This window comes from Hahella chejuensis KCTC 2396, assembly GCF_000012985.1.
Lineage (GTDB): Bacteria > Pseudomonadota > Gammaproteobacteria > Pseudomonadales > Oleiphilaceae > Hahella > Hahella chejuensis.
Map to the genome: position 1 here is coordinate 5,821,117 of NC_007645.1, position 17,938 is coordinate 5,839,054.

The 17,938-nt window shown below is 44.1% G+C and carries 14 protein-coding genes and 1 other RNA gene; 7 read left to right on the forward strand and 8 right to left on the reverse strand.

Features of this window, described 5'->3' with window-relative positions; genetic code table 11:
• Positions 1-19 precede the first annotated feature (19 nt).
• From HCH_RS25610 to HCH_RS25620, 3 genes are read left to right on the forward strand one after another with little or no spacing between them, the layout of a single operon-like run.
• The gene (locus tag HCH_RS25610; protein ID WP_083769824.1) at positions 20-604 is read left to right on the forward strand and encodes an imm11 family protein; all 585 of its coding nucleotides are present in this window, start codon (positions 20-22) and stop codon (positions 602-604) included.
• A 36-nt stretch (positions 605-640) separates the two neighbouring features.
• Positions 641-1,024, forward strand: a complete 384-nt coding sequence (locus tag HCH_RS25615; protein ID WP_011399423.1) for a DUF4150 domain-containing protein — start codon at positions 641-643, stop codon at positions 1,022-1,024.
• A gap of 1 nt (position 1,025) precedes the next feature.
• Positions 1,026-2,060: a hypothetical protein gene (locus tag HCH_RS25620; RefSeq protein ID WP_041598931.1), complete on the forward strand. Its 1,035-nt coding sequence runs from the start codon at positions 1,026-1,028 to the stop codon at positions 2,058-2,060.
• A 28-nt stretch (positions 2,061-2,088) separates the two neighbouring features.
• On the opposite strand, the gene HCH_RS25625 is transcribed toward HCH_RS25620, so the two are convergent.
• From HCH_RS25625 to HCH_RS25650, 6 genes are all read right to left on the reverse strand, one after another.
• Positions 2,089-4,116 carry a UvrD-helicase domain-containing protein gene (locus HCH_RS25625; protein WP_011399425.1) on the reverse strand — a complete coding sequence of 676 codons (2,028 nt, stop codon included), beginning with the start codon at positions 4,114-4,116 and terminating at the stop codon, positions 2,089-2,091.
• Between the two features lie 40 nt (positions 4,117-4,156).
• Positions 4,157-5,812 (reverse strand): hypothetical protein, encoded by a 1,656-nt coding sequence (locus tag HCH_RS25630; RefSeq protein WP_011399426.1) that lies wholly within the window; start codon positions 5,810-5,812, stop codon positions 4,157-4,159.
• On the reverse strand, positions 5,791-7,155 hold the full coding sequence (locus HCH_RS25635; RefSeq protein ID WP_011399427.1) for a DUF5710 domain-containing protein: 1,365 nt from the start codon (positions 7,153-7,155) through the stop codon (positions 5,791-5,793). The genes HCH_RS25630 and HCH_RS25635 overlap by 22 nt, the downstream gene beginning before the upstream one ends.
• A complete protein-coding gene (drmB, locus tag HCH_RS25640; protein ID WP_011399428.1) occupies positions 7,142-8,977 on the reverse strand; it encodes a DUF1998 domain-containing protein in 1,836 nt (611 codons plus the stop codon). Before drmB ends, HCH_RS25635 begins: the two co-directional genes overlap by 14 nt.
• A 2-nt stretch (positions 8,978-8,979) precedes the next feature.
• On the reverse strand, positions 8,980-12,129 hold the full coding sequence (locus HCH_RS25645) for a helicase-related protein (protein WP_011399429.1): 3,150 nt from the start codon (positions 12,127-12,129) through the stop codon (positions 8,980-8,982).
• A gap of 103 nt (positions 12,130-12,232) precedes the next feature.
• Positions 12,233-13,885 (reverse strand): hypothetical protein, encoded by a 1,653-nt coding sequence (locus HCH_RS25650; protein ID WP_041598932.1) that lies wholly within the window; start codon positions 13,883-13,885, stop codon positions 12,233-12,235.
• A 223-nt stretch (positions 13,886-14,108) separates the two neighbouring features.
• On the opposite strand from HCH_RS25650, the gene HCH_RS35265 reads away from it, so the two are divergent.
• Positions 14,109-14,531 carry a very short patch repair endonuclease gene (locus tag HCH_RS35265; RefSeq protein WP_011399432.1) on the forward strand — a complete coding sequence of 141 codons (423 nt, stop codon included), beginning with the start codon at positions 14,109-14,111 and terminating at the stop codon, positions 14,529-14,531.
• Positions 14,532-14,557: 26 nt separating this feature from the next.
• On the opposite strand, the gene HCH_RS25660 is transcribed toward HCH_RS35265, so the two are convergent.
• Positions 14,558-15,541: a DNA cytosine methyltransferase gene (locus tag HCH_RS25660; RefSeq protein WP_011399433.1), complete on the reverse strand. Its 984-nt coding sequence runs from the start codon at positions 15,539-15,541 to the stop codon at positions 14,558-14,560.
• A gap of 423 nt (positions 15,542-15,964) precedes the next feature.
• Positions 15,965-16,318: a transfer-messenger RNA gene (ssrA, locus tag HCH_RS33315) on the reverse strand.
• 192 nt (positions 16,319-16,510) lie between these two features.
• Here ssrA and HCH_RS25665 point away from each other — a divergent pair.
• The 3 genes from HCH_RS25665 (at position 16,511) to HCH_RS25675 (ending at position 17,753) form a co-directional block, all read left to right on the forward strand.
• Positions 16,511-16,900 carry a hypothetical protein gene (locus HCH_RS25665; protein ID WP_041598933.1) on the forward strand — a complete coding sequence of 130 codons (390 nt, stop codon included), beginning with the start codon at positions 16,511-16,513 and terminating at the stop codon, positions 16,898-16,900.
• Positions 16,869-17,210, forward strand: a complete 342-nt coding sequence (locus HCH_RS25670) for a M48 family metalloprotease (protein WP_041598934.1) — start codon at positions 16,869-16,871, stop codon at positions 17,208-17,210. Before HCH_RS25665 ends, HCH_RS25670 begins: the two co-directional genes overlap by 32 nt.
• Positions 17,211-17,534: 324 nt before the next feature.
• Positions 17,535-17,753 carry a WGR domain-containing protein gene (locus HCH_RS25675; RefSeq protein WP_127968804.1) on the forward strand — a complete coding sequence of 73 codons (219 nt, stop codon included), beginning with the start codon at positions 17,535-17,537 and terminating at the stop codon, positions 17,751-17,753.
• Positions 17,754-17,938: the final 185 nt, after the last annotated feature.

Here is a 17,938-nt window from a genome sequence, read left to right on the forward strand (position 1 = left end):
GAGCATGTGGTGTTGAAAGATGTATTACGCCTTCGACCGTGATTGCATTGGAAGATGGATTGAAGAGCCAGATGGAGATATTTCAGATGTCGACTGGTTTTACTGGAGGAGAGGGTCTGCTCTTACTGTGCCTCCTCCTACTCCACTGAAGTTTACGCTTCAGCCATATAATCCATACTCTGAAGATGATTCGCATCATATGCCTTCTTTTTTGAATGCTGCCGCTCCGATTTTCAGTGATGAGCTGATTAGCGCACTGCGAGAGTGTGGGGTTGATAGCCTTGATGTTTACGATCTTGAGCTAACTGATCCCGACAGCGACCAAGTCTATACACACTACAAAGTGGTGAATATTGTTAGCTTGGTCTCTGCCGCAGATATGAAAAGATCTATTGTTACGGGGCATGGGCCTACCAATTCGGCTTTGTACGATGTGGACTTTGACCGCTTGGTTGTTGACCCAGGAAGAACCAAGGGGCACAACTTTTTCCGCCTTGCGGAATCCACCAACATGCTGATCGCGCATGAAAGTGTGAAACAACATCTACAAGCCAAGGGTTTTACCGATTTGGCTTTTTATAAGCTTGGCAACATCGCTACATAAGCGTTCCGACAAAATTCAGGAAAACAGGAGAGTTTTATGGCAGTCACCGTTTTCGCCAATACCCGTGGAATATCCCACAAAGGCAGCGGGGGTAAGAGCATTGCGTTTCCCGATGTTTGCAAGACTCCCACTCCAGGAGGCCCTGTGCCGATACCATATCCGAACCTGGCAATGTCTTCGGATCTGGTAAAAGGAACAAAAACCATCAAAACCGACGGGCAAATGGCGACGATCAAAACTGCGCAGTATTGTACGTCCACAGGTGATGAACCAGGCACTGCTGGTGGTGGTATCAAGTCTGGAACCATTAAGAATACTGCAGAGTTTATGATGTATTCTTTTGATGTGAAGTTTGAAGGAAAAAACGTCTGCAGACTCGCCGACCCGGTGTTTCATAACAAAAAGAACACGGTGCTTTAATATGTCTGAGCAGCTCTCCTATAACCCAGAAGTGCTCCAATTCTTTATCGAGGACGCAGCAGCGCTCTGGGATAGCTGGTGGGCGCAACGGCAAGAATCAACGCCAGACGAGTACTACATTGCCCAGCTTAAACAGCGGCTGAAACCTAATATTAAAGGCGTTAGGTTGCTGCGCGAATACGCCTGGGAAGAGCTTGAGGGCCTACTGGACAGTTCCCATGGAGGTGAGTATTTCGTGGGATGCATGCTCTCTCTGGAGCCTTTCGACTTTAACCGATTTAAACAAATAGTCGATGCCGGCATAGAGTCGTACATCTTCTGGCATGCGTTATTAGATGCTTTGACATGGTCTCCCTCGCCAGAGGTTAAGCAGTTATGCTCTCGCATGGTGACCTCGGGTAAACCTGCCCATGCAGCTCTTGGATACTGCGCGCTTATGGCTATGGATATACAACCAAGCCTTTCCTGGAATGAGCTGATCAATGCCGCCCAAAAACAGAATAATGAAGTTGCTGTTCGCGGACTTTGTGAATACTGCAGTGCAGACGCGACATCAACATTGATCACTATGCTAGACCAAATGGAAATGAGCGAAAAAGCAGTCGTTCTGGAGCGTTTGGTCAAGCTAGGCGTACCAGCTGCATCACTACCTCTTGGGCAGTTTGTCTATGAGCCAGGCCCATACAGGGAAAGGCTACTAAAAATCGTTTTCCGGAATCTAGATGCAGACTCTGCAGACCATTTAATGCGAGTGCTGCAATCAAAGCCGGAGCCAATACGCTCATGCTTAATTGCCGTGGGGGCAGCCAAGCGCAGAGACTTATTGCCCTGGGTGCTTCAACAAATGGAAAATTTGGAACATGCCCGCATAGCCGGTTGGGCTGTAGAGCAAATACTAGGAATAGATTTTATGGAACTGGGTTGGTTGAACCAATCTGAAAGCTTGGACGAGGAATGGCTTAATAGCCCTGTTGATGCGGATCTGAATTGGCCAGATGTAGAGCTGGTGCGAAGAAGTGTTATTGATTACATATAATATGAACTAGTACAGCCTAAATCAGACATTAGTCATTTTCTACAGTTATTGCTAAAAGGAAATCTCTGGCGCGAGATATTGCCACATAATCTTCAAGCAAAGCTTTTCTTTCCGTAGAATTACCATTTAATATTACTGCAACAGCCTTGAACTCTAGTCCTTTCACTCTTTTTTTAGTTCCATATCGGATACCGGGAGCGGTTTCGCCAGGATCTTGCTTGTCTGCTTGTAGTTCATATATATCTACCCCTTCTCTGTTAAGGGAGTCGATGAAATATCTGGACCTGCTTGTTATGCAAATTTCATGATCCTTTATATTACCTTTGCTTGAGCTCTTAATATCCACTATCCAGTTGGCAATCTCCGTGGCGGCTTGCTGAAATGATGTCACTTTTAAAACTCTTGGCGAAGCGCCTTTAAAAATAGACCTATCACCGTTAGTATTTGTTACTCCTTCGTCTAGATCGTCGATTGACAGTCCGGCTATTGTTGCATGAGCAAAGTTTCGAATTTGTTCACTCATTCTATAGTTAATTTTTAGACGGCGAGATCTCCCAATGACATTTATACCAGCATGGCGTAAAGATACTTGTGTGTTACTGTATATCCTTTGATGTCCATCACCAACTAGGCACAAAGGGTTGGATGAGCTGCCATCAAGCTTGGACAATGACGCTACAAGACCAAGAGCAGTTAAACTAAAGTCTTGCAGCTCATCAACTAATACGTGTTTGTATTTTGGGTGCTGGCTGTTTTCAACTTCATTGAGTGCCATCCTTAATAATTCTTCGAAAGAAGCTATCCCTTCTTTATTAAGGAAAGCTTTCATCTCAACAAATATTGGCCAGAGAGATAACCTTTGAGTGCGTTTTATACGTGGTCGCCCCTTACGAAGAACTTCCAAATACTTTCCTTCAGTCTCGATGCTCATCTTTTCTATAACTTCATAGAATTCATCTAAAATAAAGTTATGGGAGAACTCTGTTGTGACCGGCATGTCGCTCAAAAACTGTCTTAGCATAGAAGTGACAGTTTTATCATCTGATGTACGCAGGTTGAAGCTTGTCTTATGGCAAATATTCTTGGCTAAAAGATGTAAATTTATTACATCAATATTATCCATATGCTCAGGAATCATTTGACCTAGCAAGCCTTTGATGGTTACTGCAAGGTTTTTTGTGAAAGTCGTAATGAGAATTTTTTCATTAGGTTTAATCTGGCGGGCAAGCCACTGTGCTCTATGCATTAACACTACGGTTTTTCCTGTACCCGCTGCACCATTAACCTTCATTGGGCCTTGAATATTCCACTCAACCAGTCTTTTCTGTGACGGGTGGAGGAACAATCTCCACTCAGCTATATCTCCTTGAAGTATTTCTCTTAAATGCTCTTCTCCTTCTATAAAAATGAGATTGGAGTAGTAAGTGCTTTCAGAGCCTGAGATTGTTTCGTGAGAAATTGTTGAAAGCTGAATTCCAAGCGTTTCCTCCATTGCCACATCAAGTGTTAAACCACAGGCAATACCATAAAGAATTTGTTTTGCTTCTTCTGGTAGGAAATCTGCAAGGCGTTCAAAGTCATCGTCGCACTTTACTGCTCGTACAGATGGAATTAGAACTTTCGGTATCCCGGCATAAAAGAGGTCTTCATCAGATAGTGCTGATAGAGGATACTGAGAGCAATTTTCGATTGACTCATCTTGTTCCTTGGATAAATTGATAATATCAGTGTTCAAGACATGGAAGTAACCGAGTCTTTTGTTTTCTAAAAATAGCTTATTCTTACACCACTGATAGGCCTCGTCATGGTGATCTACATACACGACAATATACGTGCTGCCTTCCTCCGGAGCGATAAGAATTGCTCTATAATCGTCTCCTAAACGAGCGCTTCTAACTCTAGAGTCTTGAGCCATCTCTAATTTTTCGAGATTTATGCTTGCCTGAGTATGATCTTCTTCAAATTTACGAACAAGCTCAACCAGCTTTTTATGTACCTTCTTGGGTAGGGTCCTTGACTGAAATAATACATCCCGATGAAGAGCTAGTTGAGCCACATATATCTCCAGGCCGAAGAAATAGATTTAAAATTATCAGTTATACTTTTTTTCTAGAGCTTGATTTTGCCCTTTTTGTGCCTTTTTTCTTGTTTGACTTAAGAGATATTAGTGAATTTATAAAGACGCTTAAAGTCTCGTCAAAATAGTCCTGTGACAGCGTTTCAATAGGGCAGGCAATTGCTTCCAGATATACAGAGCTGTTATCCATTTTTATACGTAAAACGTCTTTGGTTGAATACGATAATTTGAGAAGCTCAATAGCCTTCTCTTTTGTCAGCCTCTCTTTTTGACTTTTCACTTTAAGATCGATGATCTTGACTTTCATCGTGACTAGACTGGCACCATATAGCTGCTGCTCTGCCAATGCGATCCTCGTGTTTTTTGGAAGCTGCATTAACAAGTCCGCTCTAAGTTTTAAAGCAATCCCTTGTTTATTGCTATTAATGATGCTTGCAACTAACTTAGAGTTCTGCGCATATTCAACTAATCCCGGCTTTTCTAACTCTGTGCAGCCTTGGTCATTTTCCTCAACTGACGGAGATATGGTTTCTCTGATGCAGTCCAACATAAACTTTTCTCGCCAGTAGAGCTTGGTATTTACATCATCAGTGTCTCGGTATAAATGATCAAGACTTGCTTCTTTTTTGTTGATCCAACCGGAAATGATTTCACCATATAGAAAGAATAGGCCAGGATGATTAATTTTCTCTTCCGCTAATAATGAGGCATAGCCATAGTTCCATGCGGCAAAAAATCCAGCCAACCAAGAAACAGCTTCCCCTGGAGCGGAAGGACTTTCTTTCATCCTATTTATAGAATTTTCATCGGGATTCTGTATGTGAAGGAGTATGGCCCTAAGAACAATATTCTTCTCATCATTAAGCACAGGCATGTCACGAATACCTCTGCTTATATCCTTTACCATGGACGACCAAGCAGCTATATCTTCTCTAGAGCTCAAATTGTCAGGAAGCGCTCGTACAAAATTATCTATGATCTGCTCTCTAACCCAGCTGCCATTGCCTTCATTTTCTATTAGTACTTTTAAATAGGTTGATATTATGGTAGGCGTAGTTGGGTCGCTTTTCTCAAATTGAGACGCAAGCTGGCTGGAAATAGATTCAATATTTTTTCTGAAGTCTGAATTACAGTAGGCTTTAATTGTCTCCAATATTTCATTTTCTTTTTTATTGGAAAATATTAAATAGTTTATTCCTGCTATAGCTGAATCAAAATGCCTATACTTCTTGCTAAGCGCTCTTTGGTCAAGCTTTGGTAGAAAAAATTCAGCTCTGATGGTGCTATTTTCTATTAGCTTTGATTCAGGTAATGTATCGAATTTGAAAAGGCAAAAAGGAACGTTCTCGTATCCGCGACAAAGCAGGTCTTCGTACTCATCTTTGCTTTTAAAAAGTATTCTTGATACATCTGCTAGTGGTATTGAACCAGCGTCTATTTCCGAATTATTTATCTCTATTAAAGCGGGTCGGGATAGAGGGGTGCCAGATTGCCAAACTAATGAAAGCTGATTTTCTTCAAAATTGGCAATTCCACCTTCACTAGTTTGACCAACTAAGTCTGGTACAATAAGCCCCTGATCTAGTATACGTAGTAGATGCCGCGCACTGGTCAGTAAGTAACGGGGTTTTGTCTCAATGCCGGAAAATAAGTCTACTGTGAGTGATTCTGCCATGAAATAGATTCCAATATATCTGTCTCATTTACTGGAAGATGAGTGAGGATATCAGGTTTCTCATCTAGATGGGATGAGTATGTTAAGAATAGTGCGTCTCTGGCCCTGGAACACATTACATACATGTTCATTTTGAAATTGTCCAGTTCGCTATTGTCTACTTGATAATCTTGTAGCTCAGGTAAAAAAACTATATCAAACTCAAGACCTTTACAGCTTTGATAGTTCAAAACTGTTACCGTTCCAACCTGATCGAACACTAAGTCGTTGGGGTCTTTAGCCTCATCCTGGTTGGATGAGTATGTCTGCACGCTATAACGATCGCCTATCAAGGCCTCTAGCTTAGCTACAACTTCCTTCCTTATGGAATCCCGTGGAACGATAACGCCAACTTCAGCGGGGGACCTCGAATTTAGGACCTTCACTATATGGCTGATTTGTCCATCCAGATCGGTAGAGCTAATTAGTAAGGGCTTATCTCCGTGCCGGTCAGGTAACAATGGACACCCTGTGGAGAGGCCTACGTAGAAGCAGTTTGCGAGTTTGGCTATCTGTAGAGTATTACGAAAATTCTTTGTTAGAAGAAATTCATTCTCTTTTGAGATGGATAGTTCTTCTTTAATATTATTCAACGTCGAGTTATTCTCAGTAAGTCTTTGATTTTCATCTGCTAGTATCGTTAAGTTTACGTCATTCAGCACCAGACTAACCCTTTTAAAAAAGTGATACATTTCCGGGGGGAAGTCTTGGCCCTCATCAACTATGAGATGTCCCCAATCGGTCAATGGGTACTCTCTCATTGGGTGTGTCACTAGTGATATGGACATTTTCTCCCAATCATACAGAAATGGGGCTAAGCGTGGAGGAAAAATAGATTGATCGCTTTTGTCGTTAATCCACTGAGAGAAACGCTGACCAATTTGTTGATGCAGTTCATGGCTTATCCACCATTTTTTTTCATAATTGTCCCATTGAGCTCCAAGTCCCTTCGCTGCCGCCTTTTCTTCGAAAGGACAGTCTAGGTATACTCTTCCTGGATAGGATACTTTCGATGCTATTTTATTGGTTTTCCACCACTTGAATAACCAGCTATGGAGAGTACAGGTCTTCACAGCCTCTCCATCGACTTCAACTGCATTGGATGTATACTTTTGAAGTACTCTGTTGTACATGAGTACAGTTACGCTTCTTTTTCTTTTCAGTAATGTGCCCGCACGAAGAAAAGCGAGCACTGTTTTTCCTGTACCAGGAGGCCCGGAAATTAATATATTGCCGGACATTGGCGCATCAAGATAGATAGTCTCTTGCTCGTCACTGATCTGTCTAGAGTTAGGCATCCTCATGAGAAAAACTAGTTCCTTCCGTTGCTCTGATTTGTCGGATTGTGCTTGTGAAATAGCCTTCGCCAGAAACGTCACCTAACAATAGCTTTCTGTCTAACAACAAGTTATTCATTGTACAGCTGGTTTCTGACACGAGAGAGCATGAGTGGCAGGCCGCCTTGTTAAGTCCCATCACTCCCTGTGTTTCCATTTCACTACACACAGGGTCGTTTGAGCACCAGCATGCAGTTTCTAAGGCAGCAGCAATCGTCGCATTTAATTTATCTACTTGCCCCTGCTGAACTAGTCCACCAAGACTGCCCTCAGAATCTGAGTCTGCTGTATATATGAGAACTCCAGCCTGATTTTCTGCTGCGTATATACGCTCTCGTATGGAGCCACTGGAATAACCACTTTGAAAACTTAGCTGCCTAATCATCAAATGTGCGAATGTATGAATTAGAAGCAACCTAGGAGTTGGCGTGTCAAGATAGTTGACTTGGCCTTCATCATAACGCTTCTTTATCGGGTCAATTCTCGAACTAATAAAGTCAGCCTCTTTTCTCTCCCATTGTTCCATTTCTGACTCAGAGAATTGGAAAAATATCCCTTCACCGTATACTTCAATCGCTGGCAACCAGTTAATGTCATTATTCCCGCTTGGGCTGACGAGAGTATTTCCACCCGGATTCACCCTCTCGAACCCTAAAAATGCTCTTACTTCTCTTAGACGGTCAAGCAATACAATTCGATCAAATTTTTTCTCTAAGTCCCACTGGGTGGCTTGATGAAAGCCATGCTCTACTCTGGCAGAAAACGTATTTTCTCTATGAGACTCTATATTCTCGGATATAAGGAATGACCACTCTGCTTCTTGGATCTCATAGTGGTCTATAGGTACTTTTGTATCGGAGGGTGTCTGGTGACTTTCGTTACTTGCAGCATGTTCCAGGTCCTCTAATGTACAATTTTCTTCATTTGTAATTATTTTGGCGAGCAACTCAGCTGAGTTCTTGTCTATGCTTAGTCGATTTATATATTCATCAAAAAGACTATTGCTTTTTATTTTTTCGGTTATTGAGCTATCAACTCTACTATTATCTATGGGGATATCTAATGCAGAGCGTACGACTGGAAAATAAAGGTTACTGGCACCACGCTGTAGTACCACTGGAGTTGCAGTGCAAGTGCCCAATTGCATCTTTTGCCATGGCTGCCTTCCTGTACAACTTAAGCCTATATTTGAAAGCGCACTTGGTGACGTAAGCATTTCGAAGTTTCTACTAGCTCCACAAGATTTACATTCAACACGTAAGGCATCTAAGCCGCTTCCTTTATTTGAGTCAGTGATAAAATAAAGATAGTTAGCCTTTGATTCACAATGATTTCCTTTAGACGCTGCATGGGCCCATATATCCCAGGGCACGTCATCCAAATGTCCTTCCTCACATGCAACGACAAATCTCATTGGTACAAGAACACGCTTTTTGCACTTCTCATATGGGCAGGTTGGCTTATCTTCCAACTCGTCTTTTAATCTTTGTTGGCTACTTTTACCCCATCGCACCATGTGTCGGCAGTTTGGACAAAACATCCACTTTGGAAACCTAATGGCGCTTATCGAGTGCTTGTAATTGTTTGATCCATACTCCTCTTTGTGAGGTGGAGCTTTTAATTTCTTTCTTAACAGGCGTGTGAGGCGATCTAATTTGATGGCTTCAAGGTTTTTAGGCCATCCAGCCAAGTCGGTTAGTAGTAAGGACTCCTCTCCTATGTCTAAAATAGCGCCAGGCCCAAAAGGGGTTATCAATTGAGAGCTTCTTACACTACGGTCAATAGCCATTTTTAACTCCAAAGATCAATTTCAGTTTCTGTGTCGACATTTCTCATAGAGTTTAGAGTTGGCCATAGGCCATTTCTCTTTGGAGCTTTGAAAGCTTTAATGAGGGGATGGAATTGTTTGCTCGGCGACTCATAACGATTAACGTATCCCTGCTCAGCTTTCTCCTCCCATCTCGAAGCTAATTCATCCAAGTAATGCATTACTTCATCAATTTCTCTTTTCTCAAGCCCCTTCATGGCCTCCGTAATTCTTGTCTTTAACAACTCGATTTGGCGCTGGATCTCAGGGGATTTTAAAGAGAAGTTCCCAGCGCTTTCGTTGCTCCCCATGTTTTCTGAAGCTCTTATGACAGAAACTAGCGCTGCGTGAAGTGCTCTTTGACGTGCGGGTAAAGCCCACGGAGTAACGCTAGTTGGTTCTACATAGCGATACAGCGCCTGATGATAGGTTGAAAAAGTTTCGTAGTGAGAGCGATCTCGGGGTTTTGATGGCGATAGTAACGTTACAACAATTGCAGGGGGTCTTGTTTTGTCCCGTCCAACCCGGCTGGATGCTTGAATATACTCAGCTGTGGTCTTGGGCTGCCCATTGATAAGCATTATGCCAAGACGACCAATATCAACGCCCACTGAGATCATATTTGTGCAGGGGAGTATGTCTATGGCATGTTTTTTATCTGCTTGTATTTTTAACTTTTCTAGCACCTCGGGTATACGAGTCCCTTTTATATTAGCCGAAAGCTCTTCTATGGTGTCACACTGCCTGGGGGAATGGTTTCCTGCGATTACTTTTATACGAGCGGGAATGTCATCCCTTGCTAGAGTCATGGTTTTACCCAGCTCCCGGCGACTATTATGGTAAATAGGAAGGGTCCACCAAGTATCGCGACATTGGCCATGTTGCCCCGTTGTTATTGGGGCTTGTAATAAGGCCGCAGAGGTCTGGATTAAAGCAGTTTGCCCCGTATGCCCTGATGGCATGACGCCGATGTACAATCTTCCAGGTGTATTTCTGTCCTCACTTGAAAAGAAAGAGTCCGAGTCATTTAAGCCTGGAGAGGGAAATACCTGTACCGTACGCCCAAACAAACATTTAACCTGTTGGTTCGCTGCGCGAATAGTAGCAGTTGCGGCTATGACTTTAGCGCGTCCGCCTAGACTCCTGATAATTGAGTCTATCGCAGCCTCATAAAGTCCTGCGATGGTCCCTAAAGGACCCGAAATCAGATGTAGTTCATCCTGAATAATTAGACTGGGGGGACAGAAAGATTGTCGGCCATTAGGAGAAGAACCAAAGAATACGCTTGTTTCTTGAAGCCAGGGTAGACGAGCAAACTTATCAACCGTTCCAATCAGCAGTGTTGGAGGAGCTTTATATAGTGCTTCGTCAACTATTTGGATCGGAAGTCGTTCGTGAAATTCGCATGAATCCGTGGGGCAGAAAAATGAAAAGCTTTGAACTGTTGCATTAACACCATAGTCATGAGCGTCTGAAGACTTGGTGTGTGGGACAATAGATGTTCCGCACCAGGGGCAACTGTGCAATTGGAACGGATTCTCTGGCTTGGGCTCGTCAAGCATTAGCTCATACTTTTCTTTGGCTCCTGGTCTATCGTTATCCCCCGTGGAAAAACAATTTGGAGTACTGTCTTGTCCCACCCACAATCCAAGTGATATAACTTCATTCCCGAGTAGCTGCACATTTTCTCTTCTAATTGTTTCTAGTGCACAAATCATCGTCCCTGCTCTTTGAAACTGCTGAGAAGTAAGCAATCTTAAGGTGTATCTTTTAATTACAGCCGTGCCTCCACCTTTTGGCCCCTCTTCAAGACGACGGTAGATTATCTCCCAAGCAGCTATACTTAAGTACGCTTCTGTTTTTCCTCCGCCTGTTGGAAACCATAGTAAGTCAACAATGTCACGTGATTCAGGTATATCACCCACAGAGTTGTATGCGAGCGACTCAATCACTAAGAGCTGAAATGCCAGCTGGAATGGGCGCCATCTTTTGGATTCGTACTTTGAATCCATATAATCTGGTGTGGAAAAAGTTTTGCTATTTCTTCCTCTTACGACTCCCCCGAAGTCTTCACTGCTGTGAACCATTTGCCGTAGCATTGTTACGTTCGCAAGCCGGAAAGCGGTATGTGCATTCTTATTATTTGATAGCACTTCAATACCAGAATACATACGGGTTAGTGAATCATGAAGTCTATTTATGATTCTCTCTTTTGCTCTTTCTAAATGCTTTGGAACTTTTGTTTTATTTTGATGTGAAATCCAGCTTCTGTAAGCATTTATTAGTGTTTTTAGTCCGTCCGTTAATTCAACGGAAGAGGTTTTATTGCTAGATATCCATTGTAGGCTGAATATTTTTTCCGGTATTTCAGGGTATTTTTTGAAGTCTATATCGGTGCCAAACCCAAACACCTCGCAGCAAGGTAGAAAGGTTGAGCTTATCCAGTTAGGACTGCTATCTGCTTGATCCCACTCAATCGCGCAGCCATGGCCCACTCCCCAGTTAATCCTTTCACTATATTGCAGCACAATTTCTTCTTGCTCTGGATCAAACTTAAAGCGGTCTGTAGACGGGTACTCTTTAAAGCACCCCTCAACTGCCTCGCAGTATATTTTGGGTTGATATAGGCAATCTCTGCTATTAAGTATCTTATCGCTATTTACCTCATTAGAGAGCGCAATAGTTAGTATGTACCCCTTTCCTAACTCTCGTTTTCTAATGGACAATCTACCAGCGCCGTCAAATAGTGTAATTGTCTGGTTCTGTTGATTCTGGCAGTCAAATACAAGATTAGTACTAAGTGGCTCCCGCTCCCACTCATTACCTGTTTGTGTATAGCGCCCGGCCGAAACTCTAAGCTTTAGAATAGCAATATCATTGGTTGCAAATGATATTGCCACTGACGATGGCTTAAACTCTGATGATAAGGCAATGGAACTGTCAACTTGATCGATTGTTTCGGAATCATCCTCATCGCCCTCATCCTGCTCTACGGCCTTGGGAAACAGTACTCCCATAAGGTATCTTTTATGGGGTTTGTCGGTAAGAACTTCTTTCTCTCCGCCTAGGGGACCGACGAGCTCCTTTTCTAAAAGCATTACGATATCGCTTCGGGGGTCATTTAACTGGATCATATTGCATTCCTAAACCAGTAGTGTCTTTTGTTGTCTCATCCTACGACCTTGGCAATCAAATTGATCCGGACAATTGGCGGACAAATTTAGTCTCAATCTTTCTTTAGGGAAAAATCCGGGTGTCAACTGCCAGCTTTAAAAGGTTGCTCTCTAGCCGGACTAACCCTCTAAGCCCTAAGGTTTGGCAGGTTGGGTTTATATCTCTTCGTGCTATTCTTTGGACTGACTCTATAAAGCTAGTGTCAACTTCGCCTTGTTTAGCCATAGTAAAAACAGCTCGTTTAAAAGTTACTCCAGCATTTAACTCGACGCTTTCGCTTGGAACTCTAAAAAAACTGCCAATAAACTCTTTCCTTTCTAACGATAAAGTAGATTTGGTTGAGTCAACTCTAAGAACAAAAAGAGATGGGGAAATAAATAATAAACTAGGGTTAATCTTCAATCGAAAGTAGCACTCGTCGTGGGCTTCTATGATTGGAAAGGTCGAGCCACTCAGCTTGTTAGCCAAGTTCCCAAACTCTTGAGAAAGGGAGGGGGTGCATATCTGAGCCCAGCCTCCGCCAATACTAGCCACTTTGATTGCTGCTTGGTCTGACGTAGTCTTAAAATTCTTACTTAGTGATGCGAGAAAAACTAGGATTTCAATTTCTCTACCGGTTAGAGAAATTGATTGAGTTCGCTCTTTACCGGGCCTACCACTTAATAGACTTTCGCCATAGACTGCTGGTAATGTAAGGCTTCCAATTTCGTCGTCTCCCCAAGTCTCTTCCTGGTAGGAAACAGGGATACTGCCTATGAATTCTTGCCAATCAGAGATACACGAAAAATCACTAACTAATGCATCTATATACGCCATTTTTCCATCGGTTGTCTTGGCGTTGATGAGTTCCTGCTGCTCGAACCATACTAACTCTTGATAATGTGACAGCGATTCGATCAGCTTGAAGAAGCCTTCAGTTGTTAGCTGAAGTTGAAATATTTTGATTTGGTAATTCGTGAAAGAATGATTTGCTCCAGCCCCTTCAACTTCTCTGTAGGGAGCAACTGAACGAAGAAGCTTAAAGTCATAATGTTCGTCTGCAGTTAGCCCTGTTTCTTCGTATATCTCCCTCTTAAGTGCAAATTTGAATGCTTCAGGATAATCCGCAGCGAAAGGGCTCTGAAGAGCTTCCAGCGGATTGGGGATGCTTGCTTGCCTTAAGTCCTCTTGAGTCATTCTCCCGCCAATCAATACATAGTTTTTTAACCCGCTGCGCTTCTTATCTTCCCTGGCCCGAAGCAATATTTTTCCAGCGATATGGATAATACCCCAAGCTACGTGAACAAAACGGGTCGGCTGAGCTTTTCCAGTGAAATGGTGACGACAACGCTGGAGCTCTAGCGTTCTTAATAGAGTACGCTGCTTCTCAGTGTAAGGTGAGTGTTGTTCATGACCTTGCCAAAAGGCTTTTTCAAAGTAGTATTGGTCTGGATCAGAGAGGGATATTAACAGCGAACGAGCAAATAGGGAGGCAGGAAACGAAACGAATTGCCACCTTCCATTTTCAAGCTGATCTTCGCTAATTAACCTTGATATACGAAGTATCCGTTCAAGAACAAGAAGATGTGCCTCAGCTATATCACTGGACACGTGATTTTCTAGAATCAATACTTCTACAAGCTTAGAGCGACTAACTGATGTGAACTCTCCCCCCTCTTCTGAATAGAGCGGAAGGTGTTTATAAATCGTCTGAAAAATCCCTGTTACAATGCTCATGTCCCTGAAAACTGATACGGTGATTGGATGAGCAGGATATTAGCAAATATATTTTGTTGGGTTCAATAAAGTCAGGAGAAACTCTGGAGGGACCCGATATTAGGGGGCCGAGCTCTAAAGTTAATTGGCTGCTACTCTTTCACTGATTTTGATGTCAAAAGAGCCAGTCGATATAGGATAAGACTTAAGGAAAATCTTTGTGGGAGGTTATGGATGGCTGATGATGGATGCTAAAACTGATGTGTTGACCCCTGAACAAAGAAAATTATGCATGTCTAAAATCAGGGGAAAAAACACAAAGCCTGAGCTGTTACTCAGAAAGGCTCTATGGTCCATTGGCCTCAGATACCGTTTACAGGGAAAAATTACTGGTCGGCCAGATTTGATTTTTTCAGGCCCAAAAGTTGCTGTTTTTGTTGATGGCTGCTTCTGGCATGGGTGCCCAGAACACTATCGTACCCCCCAAAACAATCAGGCTTTCTGGAAAGAGAAGCTTCGGAGGAACATGTGCAGAGATAAGGCTGTGAATAGAATATTAGTGGATAACGGGTGGCTAGTGGTAAGACTATGGGAGCACGAAGTGAAGTCAGATCTAGAGTGTTGTGTTAGCAGAATATTGGCGGCGTTAAGAAAGCAGGCGGGATAATCTAGGAGCCAATCTGGCTTTTTAGCTCAAGCAGCCTGCTCAGATTTCTTTGCGTCGGTGCGGGCAATCGTCCTGAAAATGGCTTCCATTACTTCAGCGCAGACTCCGTTTCCACATAGTTTAACTTTCTCTCTGCGGTTTCCAACAGGCAGAGAATGCTCTTTTCCCGCGCCCATGGCGTGTTTAAGTTCGTCAGGCTGAAGCATCCTTAAATAAGGAACATCGTCATGCCAAGTTACCAGCCCAAAGCGATCTAATGTTGTTATTGTGCGAAGAGGCGCTGCCAACGACTGCCATCCCCCAGCATAGTCACTTCCGTAGTAGACAATGATGAATGGGACGTTGCGTCCTAGAGCCTGAATTGCACGTTCAGCCCTCTCTAATGTTGCTTTTGCTCGGCTAGGTTTATGCAGCGGCGCAGATTTATACTCTGCGTTCCAATCAATTATGTCCGCTGCACACTTATACTGTGGTGTCATTCCAGTTAGTAAGTCGGCCTCAGATAAGGAAATACCCTCTAAATTGCATATTAGGAACATTCGCTTTCTTGCTTGGCCCGAGCCAAATGTAGCTGAGTTGAGCAGCAAATCACTCACCTCATAATTCAGTGACTTGATCGATGAAATTAGCTCGTTATGTCTTCCCCATTTTTTCATTCGATTAACATTTTCCACGATAACCCAGCGAGGGAGCATTGCCTCAATCCAGGGAATAATGCCTATTGCTGTTTCTTTGCTACTTTCGTTTCCTGGACGAGCGCCTCTAGCAATGGAGTGGGAAGTGCATTCAGGCGATGTCAGAAGAACATCTGGCTTAAATTTTTTAGCCAAGAGGATGGGGTCTGTATCTTCTATTTTGCTGTGTATGACTTCAGCAGTTGGAAAGTTTGCTTGATAGGTTTGGACGGCCAAATCCCACGCATCAATTCCAAGAAGGGGTTTGCCACCGCCACGTACTGCACCGCGAGCTCCAAATCCTCCTCCGCAAAATAGGTCTACAAAAGTTGGCATGGGAATTTACTGTCTCTTTTTTGCATAGGAAATTGAAAGCCGATTCTACCAAGTCATTTTTAACATAACCAGGTTCGCTCTTTACTATAGCTGGTATGAGATGTGTACTCTTTTGAATCCCAGCTAAACTGTGGCGTAGGTTTTTAGAGTTTGAATCGCCATCCAGTGCTGTAATCAAACCTCTCGATTAGTCCGCCATGTAACTAGCTGTTTACAAAGGAAAAGTAATTTTGGAAAGTCGCGGACTTCAAGGTTAGCGGAGAGCGAGGGAGGAGAGAGAAATGGCCAGGAGAGAGCGAAACAGGGGCAAACACCCGGTTTTGGGATGAGCCACCAAGTCCGCGAGAACCCGCAGGAGCCCGCGACAGTACGCAGGAGCAGGCAATAAAAAAGGCCAACCCGAGAAGGTTGGCCTTTCAAATTTGGTGGAGACGGCGGGAATTGAACCCGCGTCCGCCAGTCCTCTGCCATTGGCTCTACATGCTTAGGACCCTCTATTCAGTTAACCCGTTACGACCCGAAGGGCAGGGTGTAAAAGGCGATCTCCTGATGTTTCGCGTGTACAACTGGAGCAGCTGCACAGGCTAGCTTGTTATGGGTGACACTCATAAAAACCGCGGTACAAGCACCTTGGCATGAGTGCTAGAGCCCTTAGGCTGCTAGAGCGTAAGTTTCGTCGTTTGCGACTATTTTTTACAGTAATTGGAGTACGAGTGTTACTGCCCACTCGACATGCACCTCAGGGTTTGTAACCGGCGTCGAAACCAAGTCGTCCCCGATGATCGTAATATGGGGCGTACTTTACCCGATTTCAAGAGCGCTTTTCCAGTCCCCATTTATGTTGCGCTTTATTCTACTGTTCACCGTTCGCTTTCCAACCAGGGGCTTTTCATTCCGCCTTGGCGACCTGATATATAGAAAAGACTTTTTCGTTAAGTGGCGATTCTCTATAAATAAGGTGGCGTTGCAGTGCTTTCTGTCGACAGTTGGCGGATTAAACGGCATCAGATATCCAATGCCGTTCACTCTGCGCTGATTCTTGGCGGTATGAGTTTTCTGGCCTGGATGTTGGCGAGCTGGTTTTTCGGGAACCTGGCCGCCTATGCTCTGGCGGGTGTCGTTATAGCTTCATTATTAATTACGCCGAGGCTGGCCCCGGACATGCTGATTCGCGCCTACAAAGCGCAATATCTGCCTCCTTCTCAGGCTCCAGGACTGTATCAATTGATTCAGGCTCTAAGTGAGCGCGCGGAGTTGTCAAATACGCCCACGGTTTATATTGCGCCCAGTAATGTCCTGAACGCCTTTACAATTGGAGGGAGAGAGGATGCTGCAATTGGGCCTGTCGCGCACTCGTGAGTACTTGGCTGACGCTACGGCGGCTCAATTGACCGGAGACCCTGCTGGCCTTGCCTCCGCTTTGCATGCGATTGAAGAGCGGCAGGGCAGCTGGATGGAGCGCATCTTCGCCCCCGGTCGGGGTGAGTCCCAGCCCTCTCTGTTCAGAACGCATCCGCCGACCGAAAAAAGAATCCAACGTCTGCTTGATCTGATGCAGCAAAGTCCGGATGAAGGTCTGGCAATTTCCAGCTCAGAGGTCTGTCCACAGGACTTGTTAACGCGTCGCGCCAATCGGCCAAAACGGTATTGGCATGGCTATTGGTATTGAGCTATTGTCCCTGTGCTGAAGAGAGTGACAGACTGTTTATAAATCAACCGAAGCAAATAAAAATTAAGCGGTTTAAGTTCTGAGAGGGTGTCTTTTTCGCCCCGGTTTAGATAAACTCCGCAGCCCTTTTCATGGTCCAGAGACAGGACCCTGTTGGGAACGCTCCTCAGTTGCGTTGATGAGCCATGTCCGCAAGCGACGTCAGGCTCAGATCAGCCGGATATCGGAGCGCCGCCGATGATGCGTAAAGGGAAAAATTATGCACATCCGGCGAATGTCGCCGATACAAATCCGCCGAATATAACCGACTTTAGAGTATTTAAGATGATTCGATGGGAACACCCGAAACAACGTCGATTTTACCGGGCCAGCATTCAACGGGACCTGTTCGGCCGCCTGGAGATTCTGTGCGTGTCCGGCAAACTGGATGCGCGCAACGGAAGCTGTAAACCCATTTACTGCAATAATCCAGATCACCTCAAGGAAGAGTTGAGAAAAATATTTCGCGCCAGAAGGAAAAGCGGTTACAAGCTTTTCCCCTAACGTCCGTTACTGTCCCCATAAAATCCCGTACTAGCCGTCGCACTGGCCGTCACGTTCATTCTGATGAGCCATAGGCAAGACCGCCCGGGGCGAAAGTCTGCTCCTGCAGGTTTCGTCTCGGGCGGATCTATCAGTCTCTGATCTTCACTTACCTGAAACCGCGCTTATTCAGCGTTATGTTCCGC

Excerpts from the sequence above, each read along its gene's own strand:
- HCH_RS25610 (WP_083769824.1), top strand. The coding sequence starts at position 20 with ATGTATTACGCCTTCGACCGTGATTGCATTGGAAGATGGATTGAAGAG.
- HCH_RS25615 (WP_011399423.1), top strand. The coding sequence starts at position 641 with ATGGCAGTCACCGTTTTCGCCAATACCCGTGGAATATCCCACAAAGGC.
- HCH_RS25620 (WP_041598931.1), top strand. The coding sequence starts at position 1,026 with ATGTCTGAGCAGCTCTCCTATAACCCAGAAGTGCTCCAATTCTTTATC.
- HCH_RS25630 (WP_011399426.1), bottom strand. The coding sequence starts at position 5,812 with ATGGCAGAATCACTCACAGTAGACTTATTTTCCGGCATTGAGACAAAA.
- HCH_RS25635 (WP_011399427.1), bottom strand. The coding sequence starts at position 7,155 with ATGAGGATGCCTAACTCTAGACAGATCAGTGACGAGCAAGAGACTATC.
- drmB (WP_011399428.1), bottom strand. The coding sequence starts at position 8,977 with ATGGCTATTGACCGTAGTGTAAGAAGCTCTCAATTGATAACCCCTTTT.
- HCH_RS25645 (WP_011399429.1), bottom strand. The coding sequence starts at position 12,129 with ATGATCCAGTTAAATGACCCCCGAAGCGATATCGTAATGCTTTTAGAA.
- HCH_RS25650 (WP_041598932.1), bottom strand. The coding sequence starts at position 13,885 with ATGAGCATTGTAACAGGGATTTTTCAGACGATTTATAAACACCTTCCG.
- HCH_RS35265 (WP_011399432.1), top strand. The coding sequence starts at position 14,109 with ATGGATGCTAAAACTGATGTGTTGACCCCTGAACAAAGAAAATTATGC.
- HCH_RS25660 (WP_011399433.1), bottom strand. The coding sequence starts at position 15,541 with ATGCCAACTTTTGTAGACCTATTTTGCGGAGGAGGATTTGGAGCTCGC.
- HCH_RS25670 (WP_041598934.1), top strand. The coding sequence starts at position 16,869 with ATGCTGCAATTGGGCCTGTCGCGCACTCGTGAGTACTTGGCTGACGCT.
- HCH_RS25675 (WP_127968804.1), top strand. The coding sequence starts at position 17,535 with ATGATTCGATGGGAACACCCGAAACAACGTCGATTTTACCGGGCCAGC.